A 16,803-nucleotide genomic window follows, 5' to 3' on the forward strand; every position below is an offset into this window, starting at 1 on the left:
AAGCCCCGCTATATAATATGCACTACAACCAAGCCCGCAGACCGGGTTTGGTTTCCTTCCTCTATCTGGCAAGTTGTACGCTATGAAATCTTCCGATAAAACTGTCCCGCAAAGCCGCGTGTTGGATAAAGGTATTTGGGGGATGAGCCGCCCAATGTTCCTGGATCAGGCGGTAACTTATACGATTCCCTTGATTGATATGTATTTTTTGAGCCGAATCTCGGATGGTGCAGCTGCTGCGGTTGGAGCAGTTACTCCTTTGGTGTTTGTAGCTAATGCTTTTCTCATTGTTAGCGCTTTTGCAGGGGCGAGTATCGCTAGCCAACGTATAGGTGCCAATGATTATCAACGCGGTAATGCCACTATCGCTGCCTATGCCATTTTCGTGCTTGTGCTTGCATTAATTGCTGCATTGACCCTTAACAATGGTGGCCCCTGGGTTGCATCAGCTATGTCTTTAAGTGCGGATGTGGAACAGCATGCGCGTACATATTTGTCCATCATCGGTTGGATGGTAGCGCTTTGGGGCTGCCGTGTAATTTATCAAACTGTATTAAATATTTACGGTGAACCACAGTGGAATACCTACAGCAACATTATCTTGTTTGTGGTGAATGTGATCGGCAATGCGATTGCTGTCTACGGTTTTATGTGGATTCCACCGACGGGTGTTGAAGGGGTTGCTGTTGCTAGCGTTATTGCAGCTGGTTCAAGTTTATTATTTGTTGCTCTTGTTGTGCATTTAAAATTGCGGATACATATTCCATTGCGCGAGGGTTGGAAAAATTTTTCAGTACTCATGGCGCCCGTGATAATGATTGCTGCACCCTCAGTGCTTGAGCCTATGTCTTTCCAAGCATATATGATTGCATTGAATTGGATTGCTGCAGAAGTAGGTGATCTCGCGTTAAAAGTTAAAGTTTATGCTTACAATACGTTTTTATTTTGTTTGATGGTATCTGTGGCTCTTGGTATGGCTACAGAATCTATTATTGCCCAACTTGTAGGGCGCAAAGAATTTGATCGTGTTGATCGACAATTAAAACAGAGCTTAAAAATTGCCCTTTTGGGTACAACAATATTGGCGCTCGTTTGGTTGGTATTCAATCAGCCCATTCTTGCTGTTTTTAGTGACGACCCAGAGGTTATAGCCATAGGAATTTGGGCTTTTGCGATGAGTTTTTTAGCGGAGCCTTGGCGCACTGTAAATATTATTGTTGGCGGTGTTTTACGTTGCGCGGGTGATGCAACTTTTACATCTGTATCCAGCATTACCGTTATTTGGCTTTTCTCTGTCCCCCTTGCATATGTACTGGCGATTCCATTAGGGCTGGGGCTTTATGGATTATTAATTGCTGCGATACTCGATGAGTTAGTTCGAGCTTTAATTAAAGGATGGCGTTGGCGTCAAGGTAAGTGGAAATATACCGGTGTCGCAGCGCGCGAAGCGCGCGCTGTTTAATCTGTGTGAAATCAGGCGATACCAAGAATAAAAAGAATACCACTCGATATGAACGCAAATGCAATTGTTTTTCCTATAGTCGCCATCCTGATAATACCTTTGCGCTCAAACACTAAAATGCTTGCGGAATAAAGCCCGCAGAAGGTTATCAGGATTGGCACTATGTAGCGGAAATCGATATTCGCCGGAAACGTCATACGCATGTATGTTACTCCGGCCCACAGAAAGAATCCGGATAACAAGATCGGAGCCATTATGGCTATATCCTGCCTTCCCATGTGATAGAGGCCGGTGACACAGTACAGGAGCATCAACACCGCAAAAAAACTACACACCACTGCCATGTTGGTTGAGAGCAGGCTTGGATATTTGAACTCCCCGAATAAGCCCGTTTTGCCCAGGTAATTCCAAAAAAATTGACGTCCCATGCGGTCGTCATAAGGGTCAGTGTAAGGCTCGGTAATAAATATCTTGGCATCAAACCAAAAATAATTTGCTGCTGTGTTGCCCACCAGGTTTGCCTTTGAAAGCCCGTCGATATTATCAATATACAGTTTGTCGCGTTTGCCTTCGAGTTTAAGAATTAAACCGGGGCCAACTGTAATGGCTACCGCTACAAACATAATCAACACTGGTGCGATAGACATTTTAAAATAACGGGCCCACTCACCACTTTTAATCATTTTGAAAAGGCCAATCACACCCAGTACAGCTACCAAAATCTCTCCGTTGGCTTTTGTTACTATTGCAGCTGCACCAATGATGCTTGCCAGCATCAGGTGGCGTTTCTGATCGCTGCGATACCAGCGAACAATAAAGTACAAACTGGCACTAAATAGAAAGTAAAGCATTGGATCGTTGCCAATCCTAACGGAATGGATAATTGAAACTGGCCAAAAAGCGAAGAGTGAACCCATTAACCAAAATAATGAAGATTCAGTTGACTTGATCGCTGATATCTCAGCCCGTGATTGTGTTTTTAACCTGTGCTGATACTCATTTAATAATTCGTTAAGTATTAATAACCCGCATAAAACAAAGCCCATTGAGTAAAAAAGGCTAAGCATTTGTTGCGCGCGATAGATCGTTACCTTGTTGTGAGGCTCAAACAGCTGGGTTGTACGATAAACCAGTGCACCAGTGTAGTAATAAAGCGGGGGGTGAAAAAAGGCACCGCCGGTTGCGTAATCAACAGGCGGAGGCATCCAGTGTTTACTTAGGTATTCGCTATAGCCTATGTGATCTCCCAAGTCATGATCGCGCACATCAGCGGGCGTTACGGAAAAATAAAAAATCCGAATTAAGAGTGCGCCGATGAAGATAACTTTTATAGGACTAGCGACTTGTAGTTTGCCGAGTACTTTTAGCGATAGGACTATCGAAAACAATGTGCCTAGAAGGTACATCAATCCAAGCGGAACACCATGCGCTTCACCGCTAATGACTATCCCCATTAAGCCGCCTTGGTCTGTGTAAACCATCTCAACCTTATTGTCGCCATCATTCAAATAACTACTGAGGTCATAGGTAAAGCCGCGGTTGTAATCTTTGCGCAGATGATCTGGAATAATATTCAGATTGATAGGTTGGCCATTTACTGTGAGCGAAAGAATTTCGTCATCTGGAATGAACCTTAAAATTTCAGTGGAAAATTTCTTTATTGTTAGCGTCCCGCTGAGGCGATAAACACCACTTTCCGGAGATTGCATAAATCCGGGGTGATCGATCTGTAAAAGGTTGCCAGAGGGTGCAATAAGCGAAAAGTTTGAGAGTTTTGGTTGAGTGATTTTTAGTGTAGATACAAAAAGAATTGCTAGGGTGATCAAAACATAGACGGTTTTCGATCTGAAAAAGCTTGAAAATACTTGTCTCATTTATTGTTATCCCTGAATTGTTTATGTCGTCGTTATTTGTTGGTCGCCTGCTTATCTGCTGGCAAGATTTACTGTTATTGCTTAGCTTCTAACTCAATTATTGTATTCACCCAATTGGCGTGATCCCATTTGTCATCTTTTAAGGGATCAACTTTAAGATTTAATAGCTTGATACCAGTAACATCTATGTATTGAGTAGGGATGTTGCGCTCATAACCGTATATCGCGGGTGATTCCCATAGTAGTTTTCCATCGCCCCACACCGAAAACTTAACATCAGCGGTTCCAACTTCATCATCAAGTGCTGCTTTGAAGCTAAAAGTTTTTGCACTTTCAGGTAGTTGATATTGAATGTCTGATCTCGAATGAGTGCCAATTCCCTGAGCGTATCGACGGTTTGCAATAGATAACTTATTGCCGTCAAAGCTTCGATTAATTGCCATGGCCCCATGATCCTGGCGCGCATAGTTAAGTGGCAAATCTGTTAATAAAACTTGTTGTTCACTGAGTTGTATTTGATGTAGGTGATAGCGGTCAAAAAAATACAGCAACATTACACTGCTGGCTAATATGAAAAACCAAAGTCCGAACAGCGGAATCCGGTAAAGATGTTTTAAGCCTCGTGCTGCTTTGGAAAGAAATTGGTGGTTAGATAGCTGATCTATGAGCGCTACAATCAATAGGCCAAGGGTTAACCAGGATAAGCCTACCCAGATGTCCGAGCCATTGATTTCTAGAATGATGAGCATATTTAACGCACAGGCCATGCTTATCAGTGCGGGATAGAATATTTTCTGACGAGCCGAGGCGCAGAACCCCAGTGCCATTATCGCAGCGGGGAAAAGATAGCGTTCATGCATTGCAGGCAGGAGTGCAAAAAAAGCGAGCGCACAAATGCTGGCAGAGAACAGTGAGTAGCTGAGGAGTTGGTTGCTGGCGATATAGATTTTATTTTTTATTAGAAAATAAATGCCATGAGCAAACACTAAAAGTGATACGCATGAGAATAATAACATTCCGAAATGCTTAGCCATAAATATGCGCGCCCAAATGGTGTCGCCCTGTACACCAAAAAGAATCACATTATCGGGTACTGTATTGCCCGTGAGTAGAATCCATATATTTGCCGCATTGAAGGTTGTCATCGGGTACTGTCCTAAAGTGTCTATATACGCTTGGCGGACAGATTGCCAAAAGTGACCTGCAATAATTGATGGTAAAAAAATTAACACTCCCAGTGCGAGCGAAATCAGAATGCCAATAATATGTTGGCGAATTTTAGTAAAAAATAAAAAACCAAATACAGGGGCAAAAGCAATGCTTTGGAACTTTGTGAGTAATGCTAATGCAAACAAGGGGATTGCAAGATATGCGTAGCGCCAGCTGCTGGCAGCGACCAGGCTGCAGTAGACCATGACGGCAGGAACTAGGTCTATCTGCCCCCAAATGGGGCCGTTTACCAAAATGGCGGGATTAAATACGGTAAGAATCATGACCATTTGTTGTGCGAGAGGATTAGCTCTTGCTTTCTGCAACTGACGAAAAATAATGACTGTTAGCGAACAATGAGATGCTACTACAGGGAGTTGCGTGAGAAATTTTAGTAAATCATTGTGCTCAAGCGGTATTGCGGTGAGGTTGTAAAACTTTCCAACTAGAAAAAGCCAATGAATATAAACAGGAGGGTAGTTGCCATTAAAGCCATCGTAGCCACCGGTAGAAAGTTGCCTTACCCAGTCTTGCCAGTAACCCAAATCTTGGCTGTATCCTTTCAAAAATAAGAAGGCAAAATTTATAGTCACCACTAACATCAAGTAGCCCTGTAGCACGCTATTAGGCATAGTGACATGGTGTGATATTGGTAAGAATCCATTCAAAGGTCTAATGGTGCGGGGCGCCAATTTTGATTCTTGAGCATTCATAAATAGTTTCTATTTAGAGAGCGTTGAAATTAATCCTTTTTTACTATTTCACTGATGTGAAATTTAGGGCGTCTTTTGACTTCTTCGTAAATTTTTGAGAGATATTCCCCGATAACGCCCAAGCATAAAAGCTGAACGCTTCCAATAAACAGCAAAGGTAATAATACCGATGCCCAACCAGGAGTTGCGTTATCAGTAAAAAAGCGTATCGCTAACACCCAGGCAATGAGCGAAAAAGAAGCAAAGCCGGAGACAAGCCCTAGAACAGTGATCATGCGCAGTGGGGCAGTAGAAAATGCAGTAATGCCTTTCCATGCAAATGACAACATTTTTTTAAGTGGATATTTGCTTTCGCCGGCTTCACGAGCTTGGCGCTCATATTCCACTACAGATGAGGGGTAACCTACTTCACGTACTATACCGCGTAAAAAAAGATTGGATTCATCATATTCTTTTAGTGACTCCAACGCACGGCGTGACAGTAGGCGAAAATCAGCATGATTGAATACTAAATCAACGCCCATTTTTTTCATTAAATGGTAGTAACCTTCAGCGGTAAAACGTTTGAAAAATGTATCGGTGTTACGCGCTGAACGTACACCATAAACTACATCGTTACCTTTCAGGTATTCATCCACCATAGCTTCAATGTTTTTTGGGTCATCTTGTAAATCAGCGTCGATGCTTACAGTAATGTCTTCGGTTGTCGCGCATAATCCGGCATACAGCGCATTTTGGTGCCCTTTGTTGCGCGAGAGTTTTACCGCAACTAATGCCGAATTCGCTGTGGCTTCACGAGCGAGAATTTCCCATGTTCTATCTTTACTGCCATCGTCCACCAAATAAATTTTAGAATCGGCGCTTATTTTTCCTCGGCTTATCATCCCCTCTCGCAGAGAAAGCATAGTGGCTAAAGTCTTGGGGAGCATTTCTTCTTCGTTGTAGCAGGGGATGACAACGGCGAGAGAGGGAGTGTGGCTAGCCATGTTAATGATTCCTATATATCCAGAATTTTTGAACCGCAAAATTAATAAAGACCGTTAGTCCGGTTGCGATGAACTGAGCGACTAGATAGTTCTCTACCCAAGGGATGGGTAAGAAGTTGTCGAAGAGCCATAAGAAAATTGCAAATAATGAAGTGTTGCATAACAGGCCAATACCAACCGCTACAACGAATCTGGGAAATGCTTCCCGGTGCCGGCGTTTGCTGTTAAACGTGAAACGGTAATTTGCCCAATAATTAAAAAATGATGACAGCAAATATCCTGCAGCGGAGCCTGTGACTTCCGACAAGAGTTTCGATTCAACAAAGACTATTAATAGTAGGAATTGGATTAGGCTGGATATCCCGCCAATGCCAACAAATAGGGCGAAGCGTTTCATTGTTATTGTTGGTTTGTAGTTTTAGGGTTAATGGTGTGTCGCTGTTTTAATGCGGCCAAACCTTAACATATTTTTGCAGTAGATAGGATGGTAAATCCAGCGAGCGTGGCAAAGGTCACGCTTGTTCAGCGGCGTTGAATATCATGCCCAACGTAAAGCTGCGCCAGCACGTTCAATATAAACGTACTCGGTTTTGTTGGTTAGTGGATGACAGCTGTGGCGCAGGTGGTGATGGTGTGCGCTTGACCCCATGTATTCCCAGCAATGACCTTCATTCACGCACAAGGGGTCTCCAGCATTCAATCCATAGCTGGCAAGTTCATCCCACATTTTTGGCCATTCGGCATGATTAATGTCGAGGTATTCCATTGCTGCTTCTCATGTTTTCTTGAGGGGATTTAGATCGGTTGTTGAGTTTATTTTGGTTTATTAAATTACTTTGTCAATATTTAATTGTAAGTTTTTGATTTTTATAAATAAATAAAATTTATTGGGTGCTGACAATAGTTTTTAATCATAAAATTTGACTAAAAAGTATGTGATTCAGCGGTCAATCAGATCGTAGAAATAAAATTTTGATGCTCAAACCTTTCCTTTAATGTAAGGTTTGGTCAGCGGAAAAAAAGGTTGAGAGATGAATATAGGTCAGGTGTCGCAGGCTTCGGGTTTGCCGAGCAAAACCATTCGCTTTTATGAACAGCTTGGCTTGGTGGTGCCTGCGCGCCAGCTGTCCAATGGTTACAGATCATATTCCCTTGATGATGTGGAGCGGTTGCGGTTTATTCAGCGGGCCAGGGCTGTTGGATTCGGACTGGAAGAGTGCAGGGAGTTATTGGCACTTTATTCCGACCCAATGCGGCGCAATCAGGGAGTGGCGCAATTATTAAGTACTTATTTGCAGCAGCTTGAGCAGCAGCTGATTGCTCTTGAAACTATGCGCAGTAGTATCGAATCTATGATGGAGGAGTGCATTCGAGAGACTGGCGACAATAGTGATTTACCTCCAATGGGGCAGTTAGCAGGCATGCCTTTCAGGCTTGTGAATTCATAGCCTCGGATGTTTTTCGATGCTAAAAGGGCTATGATGCGCGCCATTTAACAAATTGCAATAGGGGAAGCTATGAGCATCAAATCTGACAAGTGGATGCGCCGTATGGCAGAGCAGCAGGGTATGATTGAACCGTTTGAGCCGGGTCAAATTCGTCAGGACGCTGGCGGCCAGCGTATCATTTCCTATGGCACATCTAGCTACGGTTACGATGTTCGCTGCGCTGATGAATTCAAGATTTTTACCAATGTTCACTCAACGGTTGTAGACCCCAAAAATTTTGATGAAAAAAGTTTCGTCGATATAAAAAGTGATGTCTGTATCATCCCGCCAAACTCATTTGCCTTGGCGAGGACTGTTGAATACTTCCGTATTCCTCGCAGTATTTTGACCGTGTGTCTGGGTAAATCTACTTATGCGCGCTGCGGCATCATCGTAAATGTCACTCCCTTGGAGCCTGAATGGGAAGGGCACGTTACGCTGGAGTTCTCCAATACCACGCCGCTGCCCGCAAAAATTTATGCTAATGAAGGCGTCGCGCAAATGCTGTTTTTTGAAACAGATGAGGTTTGTGAAACATCCTATCGTGATCGGGGTGGTAAGTATCAGGGGCAGCGTGGTGTTACGCTCCCGCGCACTTAACTTTCTGTGGTGCTGTTATGGGCGATATTATCCCATTTAAAAAACCTAGCCCTGTCGATAAACATAAGGGCAAGACTTTGTGTCGAAGTGGTTTTCATAAATGGCAGGTCGTGAAGGAAAAGCGGTTTGATGTTAAGCAGGGAAAGTTGGTGACTGTTTATAAGTGCGCTCGCTGTGGCGAGCAAAAAGTTGAATTGAAATAAATCGCATCATACAAAAACAACAAAGGCTCCTGAGTGGAGCCTTTGTTGTTTTTGTGGCTTGTATGCCTATCGATTTCTTAGTGGTGATGACCGCCTGCGCCATGGGCGTGGCCGTGGTTTAGCTCTTCTTCAGTCGCTGCACGAATATCGGTGATTTCAACATCAAACGTTAAGTCTACGCCTGCCAAAGGGTGGTTCCCATCGATAGTGACTTGGTCGCCTTCAACCTGGGTGACGGTCACAACTTGTAGACCTTGTTCAGTTTCTGCATGAAACTCCATTCCAACTTCAATTTTATCGATGCCTGAGAACATGTTGGATGGCAACTGTTGCACCAAGCTATCGTCGCGCAAGCCGTAGGCTTCGGCAGCTTTAACAGCAACATTAAGTTTATCGCCTACTTTTTTGCCTTCCAATGCATCTTCAAGGCCCGGAATAATGTTGCCAGCACCATGCAGGTATGACAGCGGCTCCTGGCCTTCGGACGAGTCGAGTACTTTGCCTGAGCCATCAGTCAGGGTGTAGTGGAAGCTTGCAACGCAATTTTCTGAGATGTTCATAATGAGCCTTTATGGTTAAGTTAAATCGATTAATGTATTAGAAGTTGGAAATTACTTTTCCATCTAACGTCGCCTTGTGAATGTAGATGGTATAAACGTCTCCCTTTTCCTCTTGTTGCAAGCGAACCAGCAAATAATTCCAGTCTTTGGCTAGCCAGGCGTAGGTGACACGGTCATTGTCTTCCCGGCTGCGTTTTATTTTCACGGTGTTTACTTTGCCCAGGGGGGTTTCCAATAGCTCTTCGCCCACCGTGGTGAATTTATATTTTTTTAGGCGACCACCGTCGGCTATTTGGTATTCAAAGTCTTTGTGCCCATTGATCAAATCCTGCTGCATCTGTAACTGGTAGCTCAATTTATCTTGAACTTTTTGAGCGATATCCATCTCCCAGCTGGTTTTTTGTACGTTATTGGTGACGGTTTTCGTTGGCCAGTCAAAGGTTAATTTAGCGTCGCGATCTTTGCCTAGTCCGCGGCGAGCATAGGTGTAAGTCAGGGGAGTAATGGTTTGTTGTGTTTGATTCCATTGCATGTGACTCTGCTCGGTAATGCTCCCGATCATTGAGTCAGCTTTGAACAATAAATCGTATTTCCCATCTTGGGTTTTAGTGAGTCTATTGGTCACGGTAATGTTAAAGCCATAGAGTTTGGCTCTGTATTCATTATCGAACGTTTTGGGCGCTTCTGCGGCCCACGCGGTCGTAGTGCCTATCAGTAGGCTGGCAGTTAACAAAACAACTCTAAAGCGAAACATAGGGGATCCTTTTATGGCTCGTTGGCTTCAATTTGATAACCCGTGGCCGGTAAAAGTTCACCATTTAGCACTGCGTGACCTTCCTGCATGGTCAATTTACCCAGAGCAAACCACTTTACTGCAAGGGGATAAATGACGTGCTCTTGACGTTGAACTCTTTTTGCCAAAGTGCTGGCATCATCACCAGTAAATATGGGGACTCGCGCTTGAACTACGGCAGGGCCACCGTCCAATTCTGCGGTAACAAAATGTACAGTTACACCGTGGTGGCTTTCGCCCGCATCCAGCGCACGTTGATGAGTGTGTAGGCCCTGAAATTTGGGCAACAGTGACGGGTGGATATTAAGCATTCGCCCCAAATAATGCTGGGTAAATTCCGGCGTAAGGATGCGCATGAAGCCCGCAAGCACAACAAGGCCTGGCGTGTAATTATCAATTGTCTGAATGAGTTCAGCATCGAAGCTTTCGCGGCTATCGAAGTTTTTGTGATCCAATACTTGGGTATGGATGCCTGCCTCTTGCGCGCGCGTCAGGCCAAACACATCGGGGCGATTACTGATAACAGCGGCAATTTCGATGGGCAAATCGCCGCTTTTCATGCCATCTATGAGTGCTTGTAGATTGCTGCCGCTGCCGGAAATAAGTACAACAACTCGCAGCGGGCTTGGGTGAATGGTGGACATGTATCAGAGGCCTTGTAAATCCACTTGGTGTTCTTCCGCGCTTGCAGCCGCAATATGACCAATCACAAAAGCGTTTTCGCCAGCGTTGCGCAAAATAGCCAAGGCATTGTCTTTCTCACTAGCAGGTATAGCGATAACCATGCCCACGCCGCAGTTAAAGGTGCGGTACATTTCGCGCATATCCACGTTGCCGCCTTGTTGCAGCCATTGGAACACCGGTGGGAAAGCCCAGCTTTTGGTGTCGATAACTGCTTTGGTGCCTTCAGGTAATACACGGGGGATATTTTCTGTGAGCCCGCCACCAGTGATGTGTGCCATGGCGTTCACTTGTGATTCTTTGATCAGTTTCAGTACCGATTTAACGTAAATACGGGTTGGCTCCATGAGCGCATCCCCCAGTGGACGGCCGCCACAGTCCTGCGTCAGATCGGCGTTGGTAACCTCGATGATTTTGCGGATCAGCGAATAACCATTGGAGTGAGGGCCGCTTGAGGTAAGCGCGATAAGGGTGTCGCCCACTTGCACTTTGCTGCCATCAATAATTTCGGATTTTTCCACTACTCCGGTACAGAAGCCGGCCAAATCATAATCTTCACCTTCGTACATGCCGGGCATTTCCGCGGTTTCGCCGCCCACCAAAGCGCAGCCGGCAAGTTCGCAGCCATCGCCAATACCAGCAACAACCGAAGCGGCAACATCGACATTCAGCTTGCCGGTTGCGTAATAATCCAGGAAAAACAGTGGCTCGGCGCCAGTGACTACCAAATCATTTACACACATGGCAACCAAATCGATTCCTATGGTGTCATGTTTGTTGAGGTTCATTGCCAAGCGCAGTTTGGTGCCAACGCCATCAGTACCGGACACCAGAATAGGTTGGCGATAACCCGCTGGAATTTCTACGAGAGAGGCAAAACCGCCCAGACCGGCCATCACTTCAGGACGACGGGTACGTTTGGCGACACTTTTGATGCGCTCGACCAGTGCATCGCCGGCTTCGATATCAACACCAGCGTCTTTGTAGCTAAGGGATGGAGTAGGGGTTTGGTTTTGGCTCATATGAAGTGGCTCACAGCTCTTGCAATTGGAGTGATTTAAAAGTCGGGTAGGAACAGGGCATTACTGCCCCATTCCCCCCTAAGAACCGTGCGTGCGACTTTCATCGCACACGGCTCAAGCTTACAGCAAGTCAGAAAATCTGACCGGCGACGTTACACGTTACAAAGGTGCGGATTCTACGCCTCCAAGCCGCTATATCGCAATTTTTCTGGGCAACCTCGGCTATGAACCAAAGCGTGACAGTTAGGATGAAGCAATGCACGGTTATCTTTGCGATCAGACCCGCCGTCAACACGTCTTACGATGTGATGATCATGCCAGCCACTTTGCATTGATATTCCGCCACCACAGTAAGCACACAAACCCAGTTGTCTGGCGAAAATTGACCAGACTTCTTTGCGGTAGCGCAGTTTATGCCGCATCCGCTGGATTCTTAGTGCTTCCCATTTTTCCTCGTGCTCCGCGTCATACGGATGGTAGTCCGTTGGTAGACGCTTATGGCGCACGATTGGGGTGCTCGCTAACCCGTAGAGTCGGCGATACCTTACGTCTCCTGATTGCAATTTATGCGCTAGCGCAAACACCCATTTTCGTTCACCAATGGATTTGAAGTATCGCTTCCGAATCCACTCAGTGGACTTATTAGGGTGCCGGTGTTTTGCCCACCGCCAGATTCGCCAGAAGATTAGATGCTCCAGCTTGCTGAAGGTTTGCTTTGCCACCACTGGAGAATGGTACTCCGCCCATCCCCGCAACACCGGGTTCAATTGGCCAATTAACGCTTCCTGCGTTAGTGCGCCGCTGTTTTTAATAATCGCTGCCACCTTTTGGTAAAACGCTTGCGCATTTTTCTTGGATGGTTTGATAAACAGCTTGGCCTTTCGATACGGCGACTTGGGCACATATTTTCTGAAATTCCATCCCAGAAAATCAAAGCCGGTGTTGATGTGAGTAATGCGCGTTTTCTCCTGTGATAGCTGAACCCCTCGTACCGACAAGAATTCCTCTACCCAAGGTTTCACTTCGTTTTCCAGCAGCTCTTTCGAGAAGGCTGTAATCACAAAATCATCCGCATACCTCACCACCTGTAACCCAAGCTTTTTGGATTTGGTCAGCCCAACCGTTTGCACAAAATATGCTTTTAGTTGGTTTTCCAATCCGTTCAGTGTGGCGTTAGCCAAACAGGGCGAAATAATGCCACCCTGCGGTGTTCCTGCCTTCGTTTCTGCAAACTGGTGCTTGTCGATCACACCGGCTTTTAACCATTTGTTTAACACCGATTTGTTCATGGGAACATTACGGCATAGCCACTCGTGGTTAATATTGTCAAAGAAGCCCTTGATGTCCCCCTCCAGAATCCATACCGGTGCCACAGCGGGCGCCAGTAAGTGAAAGAGTTCCACCATCGCATCAGCGGTTGATCGGTCAGGCCGGAAGCCATAACTTTTCAGGTCGCTGGTGCTTTCTACAACAGGCTCCAATCCTTGCAAGTAGAGCGCCTGCATTGCCCGATCCAACATCGTCGGGATGCCTAGTGGACGCTTTTCCTGCTTGCCGGGTTTGGGTATCCATACCCGTTTTAGCGGTCTTGGTTGATAGCCCCGCTTGTGTGATAAACGCTTCACGGCATTCCATTTGGCGGTGGGCGTACTCCATGTTTCACCATCCACGCCCGGTGTCTTGCGACCCCGGTTCTCTGTTACCCGCTTGACGGCCATACAGCGCCCGTAAAACGAGTGAGCGAGTAATCGTTGAAGTCGAAAAACCCTTCGCCAATCACCGGCCTTAGTCGCCTGCGCGATCTTCAATTGCGTCTTCCGAACGGAGCGATAAGCCTTTTCCCAGTCAATCTGGTGCCAGCCTGTCGCCCCACCAGAGGACGCAGCGTGCATCGTTTCCGATGGTAGATTCATACAGTCCTCCTGAATGGATAGAAATAACTACCCGTCAGGCGGACTACTCCCCCGAAGGGCAGTGTCTACCCTTCAGGTGAGTTAATAGATTGAAATCAGCAAAAGTTCACGCGCGTGTAAACCAGATGTACGTCAGCCAGGGTTGCCCCAGTCGGTAATATTTCAACCGCTATACCCCTCATTACAAGGAGTCATTCGCTTCTTACATCCTCCCATTCCCCACACCCATCAGCACCCCTTGCGAGTTGCCTGCCTGTACCGATGTTCTGGCCGTTGGCGAGTGGTCGGGATTGCCACGTTCCCCGTTTCGCACCGATTCCCTGTTTAGGCTTCATCTTTCCCCCGGCAAGTTGTGTGGTGTCGCTACACATACCTTTACTGTGCAGACCAACTGCGGTGCCGTTTGGCTAGAGCCGATAATTGCCGTAGGCTCATCAATGGTGACGAGGGTTCAGTCGATGATTCACATAAGTTAGCCATGCAGGTACTGTCACTAGCCTCTTCAAACCCGTGCAATTCGGGCTTGAACCAACCTTGTTACCAAGATTTAGTACCAGCAAGCTGGTAGGGACATTGTCAATCGAGCTTCACACGCAGGAGTTGGCCTCCGACGCATGTCGATCTAGTGAACTGACAGACACATGTCAGGCTTGATACCCCGATAGTCTGGAGCCAAGCATTACGAAACGGAGCATTAATGCCCCTTTGATTGATGTGAGCAAGGACTGTTGGTTAACAGCAAGCTCTTGTGGATACCTCTCTCGTTTGTATGCGGGAGAGTCCAATCCCTTGCGGAATGGAATCCCGCAGGGGTGGTGTATCTAAGATAAGGTCAGGCTTTCGCCTCGCTACCTAAGAGTAAAACTCCGCAGACCTGTGGGTAGCATTTCAAAGGAGACACTCTCGTGTCGCACAAAGGCCGCCATTCTAACAGCTTATCCAGCACCTTGCAGTGCAAAGCGCTTTAGCCTTGAAAGTTATTCGGGGGTTGGTTTTGCTTGCCGTTGGCTGGTTTAAGCCTGTTACAATGCAGACCTTTCTATTTTGTGGCCATTTTCAGGGGTTAATCTGGTGCGCCTACCATTAGCAGTTAGTCTTCTTTTATTTGTGCAATGTTTCGGTCTTGCCGCCCATCTTCATGCCGCGCAACAGGTGGATATTTACCGCGCCCAGGCGCTGGTGAAATCGCAGTCCGAATCTGAACGCAATGCCGCAGCGCGTGCGACTTTTGGTGAGTTGATTGTGCGTGTTTCAGGGCAACGCGATGCGCTGGATAACCCTGTTATTCGTGCCGCAGTGCCAAATGCACAAAACTATCTGTTTGGTTTTAGCTACAAATCATCCAGCGAAAAGCTCATCGAGGGCACTCGCAGTTTTACTGCACTGGCATTGCAGTTGGATTACGAACCCCAGGCGATTGGCAAACTGTTAAAAGATGCCCAATTACCTATTTGGCCAGCCCAGCGCCCCAAGTTATTGGTCTGGTTAGTATCCAAGGATCAGCGTGGCTTGAGTGTGGTGCCTGAAGTAATTGATATGCAGGCGCTCAACAGTGCTGCAAGTTATCGTGGTTTGCCATTGGTATTTCCCAAGCATGATCAAACGGAAGAAATGCTACTTTCCGCCGGTGATCTGTGGGATTTGAATCTGGAGAAAATAAAGGCAGCGTCTGTTCGTTACAAGGCTGATGCGATCTTGATTGGCCGCTATACCCCTTCCAGCATGGGCCCCATACCTCCCGCGGTGATTGTTGATCCACTAGCGACTGAGATTGCTGCTACTGATATTGAGGCGCCCGGTGTGCCGCAAGAAAATACAAGTGCGGCGACCGAACTGCCAGTTGAGCCGAGTCAGGGCCCTTGGTTGGCGGAGTGGTTGTTGATTCATGGTGATAATCAAACAACCCAGAAAGACGAAACACCTGAAGTGAAGGGCTTGTTCAATAACGCTATTGAGCAGGCGGCAGATTATTTCGCTAATCAGTACGCCATAATGCCCAGCAGCCAAGGGGCGCAGCCTATTGTGTTGCGGATTGGCAATATTAAGAGTTTTGCTGCCTTCAAGCAGGCTCAGGCCTATCTTCAAGGGCTTGCTATGGTGCAGCGAATGGAAATTGTTTCAGTAACAGCGGAGTCTGTGGTTGTGCGCTTAACCACAGAAGCTGATGTTCGTTTATTGATGAACACCTTAGCGCTTGGGCGTCGGTTGAATTTGGTGCAGGAGAATGTGGCTTCGGTTGTGCCGCAGGTGTCAGCCGGGAACGAAGCGTCATCAACTGAGGGTGAGGCGCCATTGCCTGAGGGTATAGATGCTGAGGCCATGGCGGACTTTGAACGTGCACTTGCTAGCGAGCAGATGGCTAATGGCGGTGCAGCTGAAGTTGCTGCGGATGACCAGACCTCTGACGCCAGTGTAACAGCGGTAGTCCCTGCCGGTAGTCTGCAGGATCCCCTGGTTTATGTTTGGCAGAAGTAATCATGGTTAACTTGCCACAGCAATTATCCCTTGGCGTCAACCTGAATGATGACGCCACATTTGAAAACTTTTATGCCCCCGCGGGTACCCATAACGCCATGGTGTTGCAGGGGCTGCGTCAGCAGCTCAATGGCGCGGGTGATTTGTTTGTCTACCTGTGGGGGGCGCCCGGCTGTGGTTTAACTCATCTGCTGCAGGCCGCTTGTCATGAGGCGCAGCGCCTTGGTTTTTCGGTACAGTATTTACCTTTGCGCGATTTAGCTGGTTATGCACCCGATGAGCTGTTTGTCGGTTTGGATGCAGTGGATTTTGTATGCCTGGACTGTCTTCCCACGATAGCCGGGCGGTCTGACTGGGAGTTAGCCATTTTTAACCTCTACAATCGTTTGCGCGATGCTGGCAAGCGGTTATTAGTGGCGGCTGAACAAAGCCCGCGTGAGCTGGCCCTTGGCCTTGAAGACTTGCGTTCCCGGCTGCAGTGGGGGCTGACTTATCAAGTGCAAAGTTTGAATGATGAAGATAAGCAGCAAGCTCTGCAGTTGCGCGCCCGTGCTCGTGGGTTGGAACTGGGTGATGAGGTTGCCCAGTACATCATTCAGCGTTTGCCGCGCGACACAAATGAATTGTTCTGGCAGTTGCAGCGCCTCGATCACGCCTCTTTGGCTGAGCAACGTAAACTTACTATTCCTTTTGTAAAGAAAATATTAGCGATTTGATCTCCCTCCGCTTCATCTCCAGACTCCGCTTGCACTGAATCACCACTTTGGGTTTTTAGCGCAAAGCGGGGCGTAATGCTGTCGCAGTCTTGATAGTTTTGCCCCGGTT

16 protein-coding genes are annotated in these 16,803 nt (G+C 46.8%); 6 read left to right on the forward strand and 10 right to left on the reverse strand.

Translation table 11 applies throughout. The features are described from left to right. The first annotated feature begins 82 nt into the window (after positions 1-82). Positions 83-1,462: an MATE family efflux transporter gene (locus ACFODX_RS14490; RefSeq protein ID WP_378120404.1), complete on the forward strand. Its 1,380-nt coding sequence runs from the start codon at positions 83-85 to the stop codon at positions 1,460-1,462. 11 nt (positions 1,463-1,473) lie between these two features. Here ACFODX_RS14490 and ACFODX_RS14495 read toward each other — a convergent pair whose 3' ends face one another. From ACFODX_RS14495 to ACFODX_RS14515, 5 genes are all read right to left on the reverse strand, one after another. After that, positions 1,474-3,336 (reverse strand): hypothetical protein, encoded by a 1,863-nt coding sequence (locus ACFODX_RS14495; RefSeq protein ID WP_378120406.1) that lies wholly within the window; start codon positions 3,334-3,336, stop codon positions 1,474-1,476. A 74-nt stretch (positions 3,337-3,410) separates the two neighbouring features. Continuing rightward, positions 3,411-5,258 (reverse strand): NPCBM/NEW2 domain-containing protein, encoded by a 1,848-nt coding sequence (locus tag ACFODX_RS14500; protein ID WP_378120408.1) that lies wholly within the window; start codon positions 5,256-5,258, stop codon positions 3,411-3,413. A 29-nt stretch (positions 5,259-5,287) separates the two neighbouring features. After that, entirely contained in the window at positions 5,288-6,244 is a 957-nt protein-coding gene (locus ACFODX_RS14505; protein ID WP_378120410.1) for a glycosyltransferase family 2 protein, read from the reverse strand. Between the two features lies 1 nt (position 6,245). Further along, positions 6,246-6,641 (reverse strand): GtrA family protein, encoded by a 396-nt coding sequence (locus tag ACFODX_RS14510; RefSeq protein WP_378120412.1) that lies wholly within the window; start codon positions 6,639-6,641, stop codon positions 6,246-6,248. Positions 6,642-6,782: 141 nt separating this feature from the next. Continuing rightward, complete coding sequence (locus ACFODX_RS14515) at positions 6,783-7,010, reverse strand: 4-diphosphocytidyl-2C-methyl-D-erythritol kinase (protein WP_378120414.1); 228 nt, start codon at positions 7,008-7,010, stop codon at positions 6,783-6,785. Positions 7,011-7,275: 265 nt separating this feature from the next. On the opposite strand from ACFODX_RS14515, the gene ACFODX_RS14520 reads away from it, so the two are divergent. From ACFODX_RS14520 to ACFODX_RS14530, 3 genes are all read left to right on the forward strand, one after another. After that, positions 7,276-7,692, forward strand: coding sequence for a MerR family transcriptional regulator (locus ACFODX_RS14520; RefSeq protein ID WP_378120416.1), 417 nt, complete (start codon positions 7,276-7,278; stop codon positions 7,690-7,692). 69 nt (positions 7,693-7,761) lie between these two features. Continuing rightward, positions 7,762-8,331, forward strand: coding sequence for a dCTP deaminase (gene dcd / locus ACFODX_RS14525; protein WP_378120418.1), 570 nt, complete (start codon positions 7,762-7,764; stop codon positions 8,329-8,331). Between the two features lie 17 nt (positions 8,332-8,348). Next, on the forward strand, positions 8,349-8,534 hold the full coding sequence (locus ACFODX_RS14530; protein ID WP_378120421.1) for a hypothetical protein: 186 nt from the start codon (positions 8,349-8,351) through the stop codon (positions 8,532-8,534). Positions 8,535-8,611: 77 nt separating this feature from the next. Here ACFODX_RS14530 and slyD read toward each other — a convergent pair whose 3' ends face one another. From slyD to ltrA, 5 genes are all read right to left on the reverse strand, one after another. Beyond that, positions 8,612-9,094, reverse strand: coding sequence for a peptidylprolyl isomerase (gene slyD, locus ACFODX_RS14535; RefSeq protein WP_378120423.1), 483 nt, complete (start codon positions 9,092-9,094; stop codon positions 8,612-8,614). A 37-nt stretch (positions 9,095-9,131) separates the two neighbouring features. Then, a complete protein-coding gene (locus ACFODX_RS14540; RefSeq protein ID WP_378120425.1) occupies positions 9,132-9,848 on the reverse strand; it encodes a DUF3108 domain-containing protein in 717 nt (238 codons plus the stop codon). 11 nt (positions 9,849-9,859) lie between these two features. Beyond that, positions 9,860-10,531, reverse strand: a complete 672-nt coding sequence (gene purN / locus ACFODX_RS14545) for a phosphoribosylglycinamide formyltransferase (RefSeq protein WP_378120427.1) — start codon at positions 10,529-10,531, stop codon at positions 9,860-9,862. A 3-nt stretch (positions 10,532-10,534) separates the two neighbouring features. Then, positions 10,535-11,590, reverse strand: a complete 1,056-nt coding sequence (gene purM, locus ACFODX_RS14550; protein WP_378120429.1) for a phosphoribosylformylglycinamidine cyclo-ligase — start codon at positions 11,588-11,590, stop codon at positions 10,535-10,537. A 176-nt stretch (positions 11,591-11,766) separates the two neighbouring features. Then, entirely contained in the window at positions 11,767-13,503 is a 1,737-nt protein-coding gene (gene ltrA / locus ACFODX_RS14555) for a group II intron reverse transcriptase/maturase (RefSeq protein ID WP_378120431.1), read from the reverse strand. A gap of 1,071 nt (positions 13,504-14,574) precedes the next feature. On the opposite strand from ltrA, the gene ACFODX_RS14560 reads away from it, so the two are divergent. Both ACFODX_RS14560 and hda read left to right on the forward strand, forming a co-directional pair. Then, positions 14,575-15,978, forward strand: a complete 1,404-nt coding sequence (locus ACFODX_RS14560; RefSeq protein ID WP_378120433.1) for a DUF2066 domain-containing protein — start codon at positions 14,575-14,577, stop codon at positions 15,976-15,978. Positions 15,979-15,980: 2 nt separating this feature from the next. Then, positions 15,981-16,694, forward strand: coding sequence for a DnaA regulatory inactivator Hda (gene hda / locus ACFODX_RS14565; protein WP_378120436.1), 714 nt, complete (start codon positions 15,981-15,983; stop codon positions 16,692-16,694). Positions 16,695-16,803: the final 109 nt, after the last annotated feature.

This window comes from Cellvibrio fontiphilus, from assembly GCF_042646205.1.
In the GTDB taxonomy this organism is placed as follows: domain Bacteria; phylum Pseudomonadota; class Gammaproteobacteria; order Pseudomonadales; family Cellvibrionaceae; genus Cellvibrio; species Cellvibrio fontiphilus_A.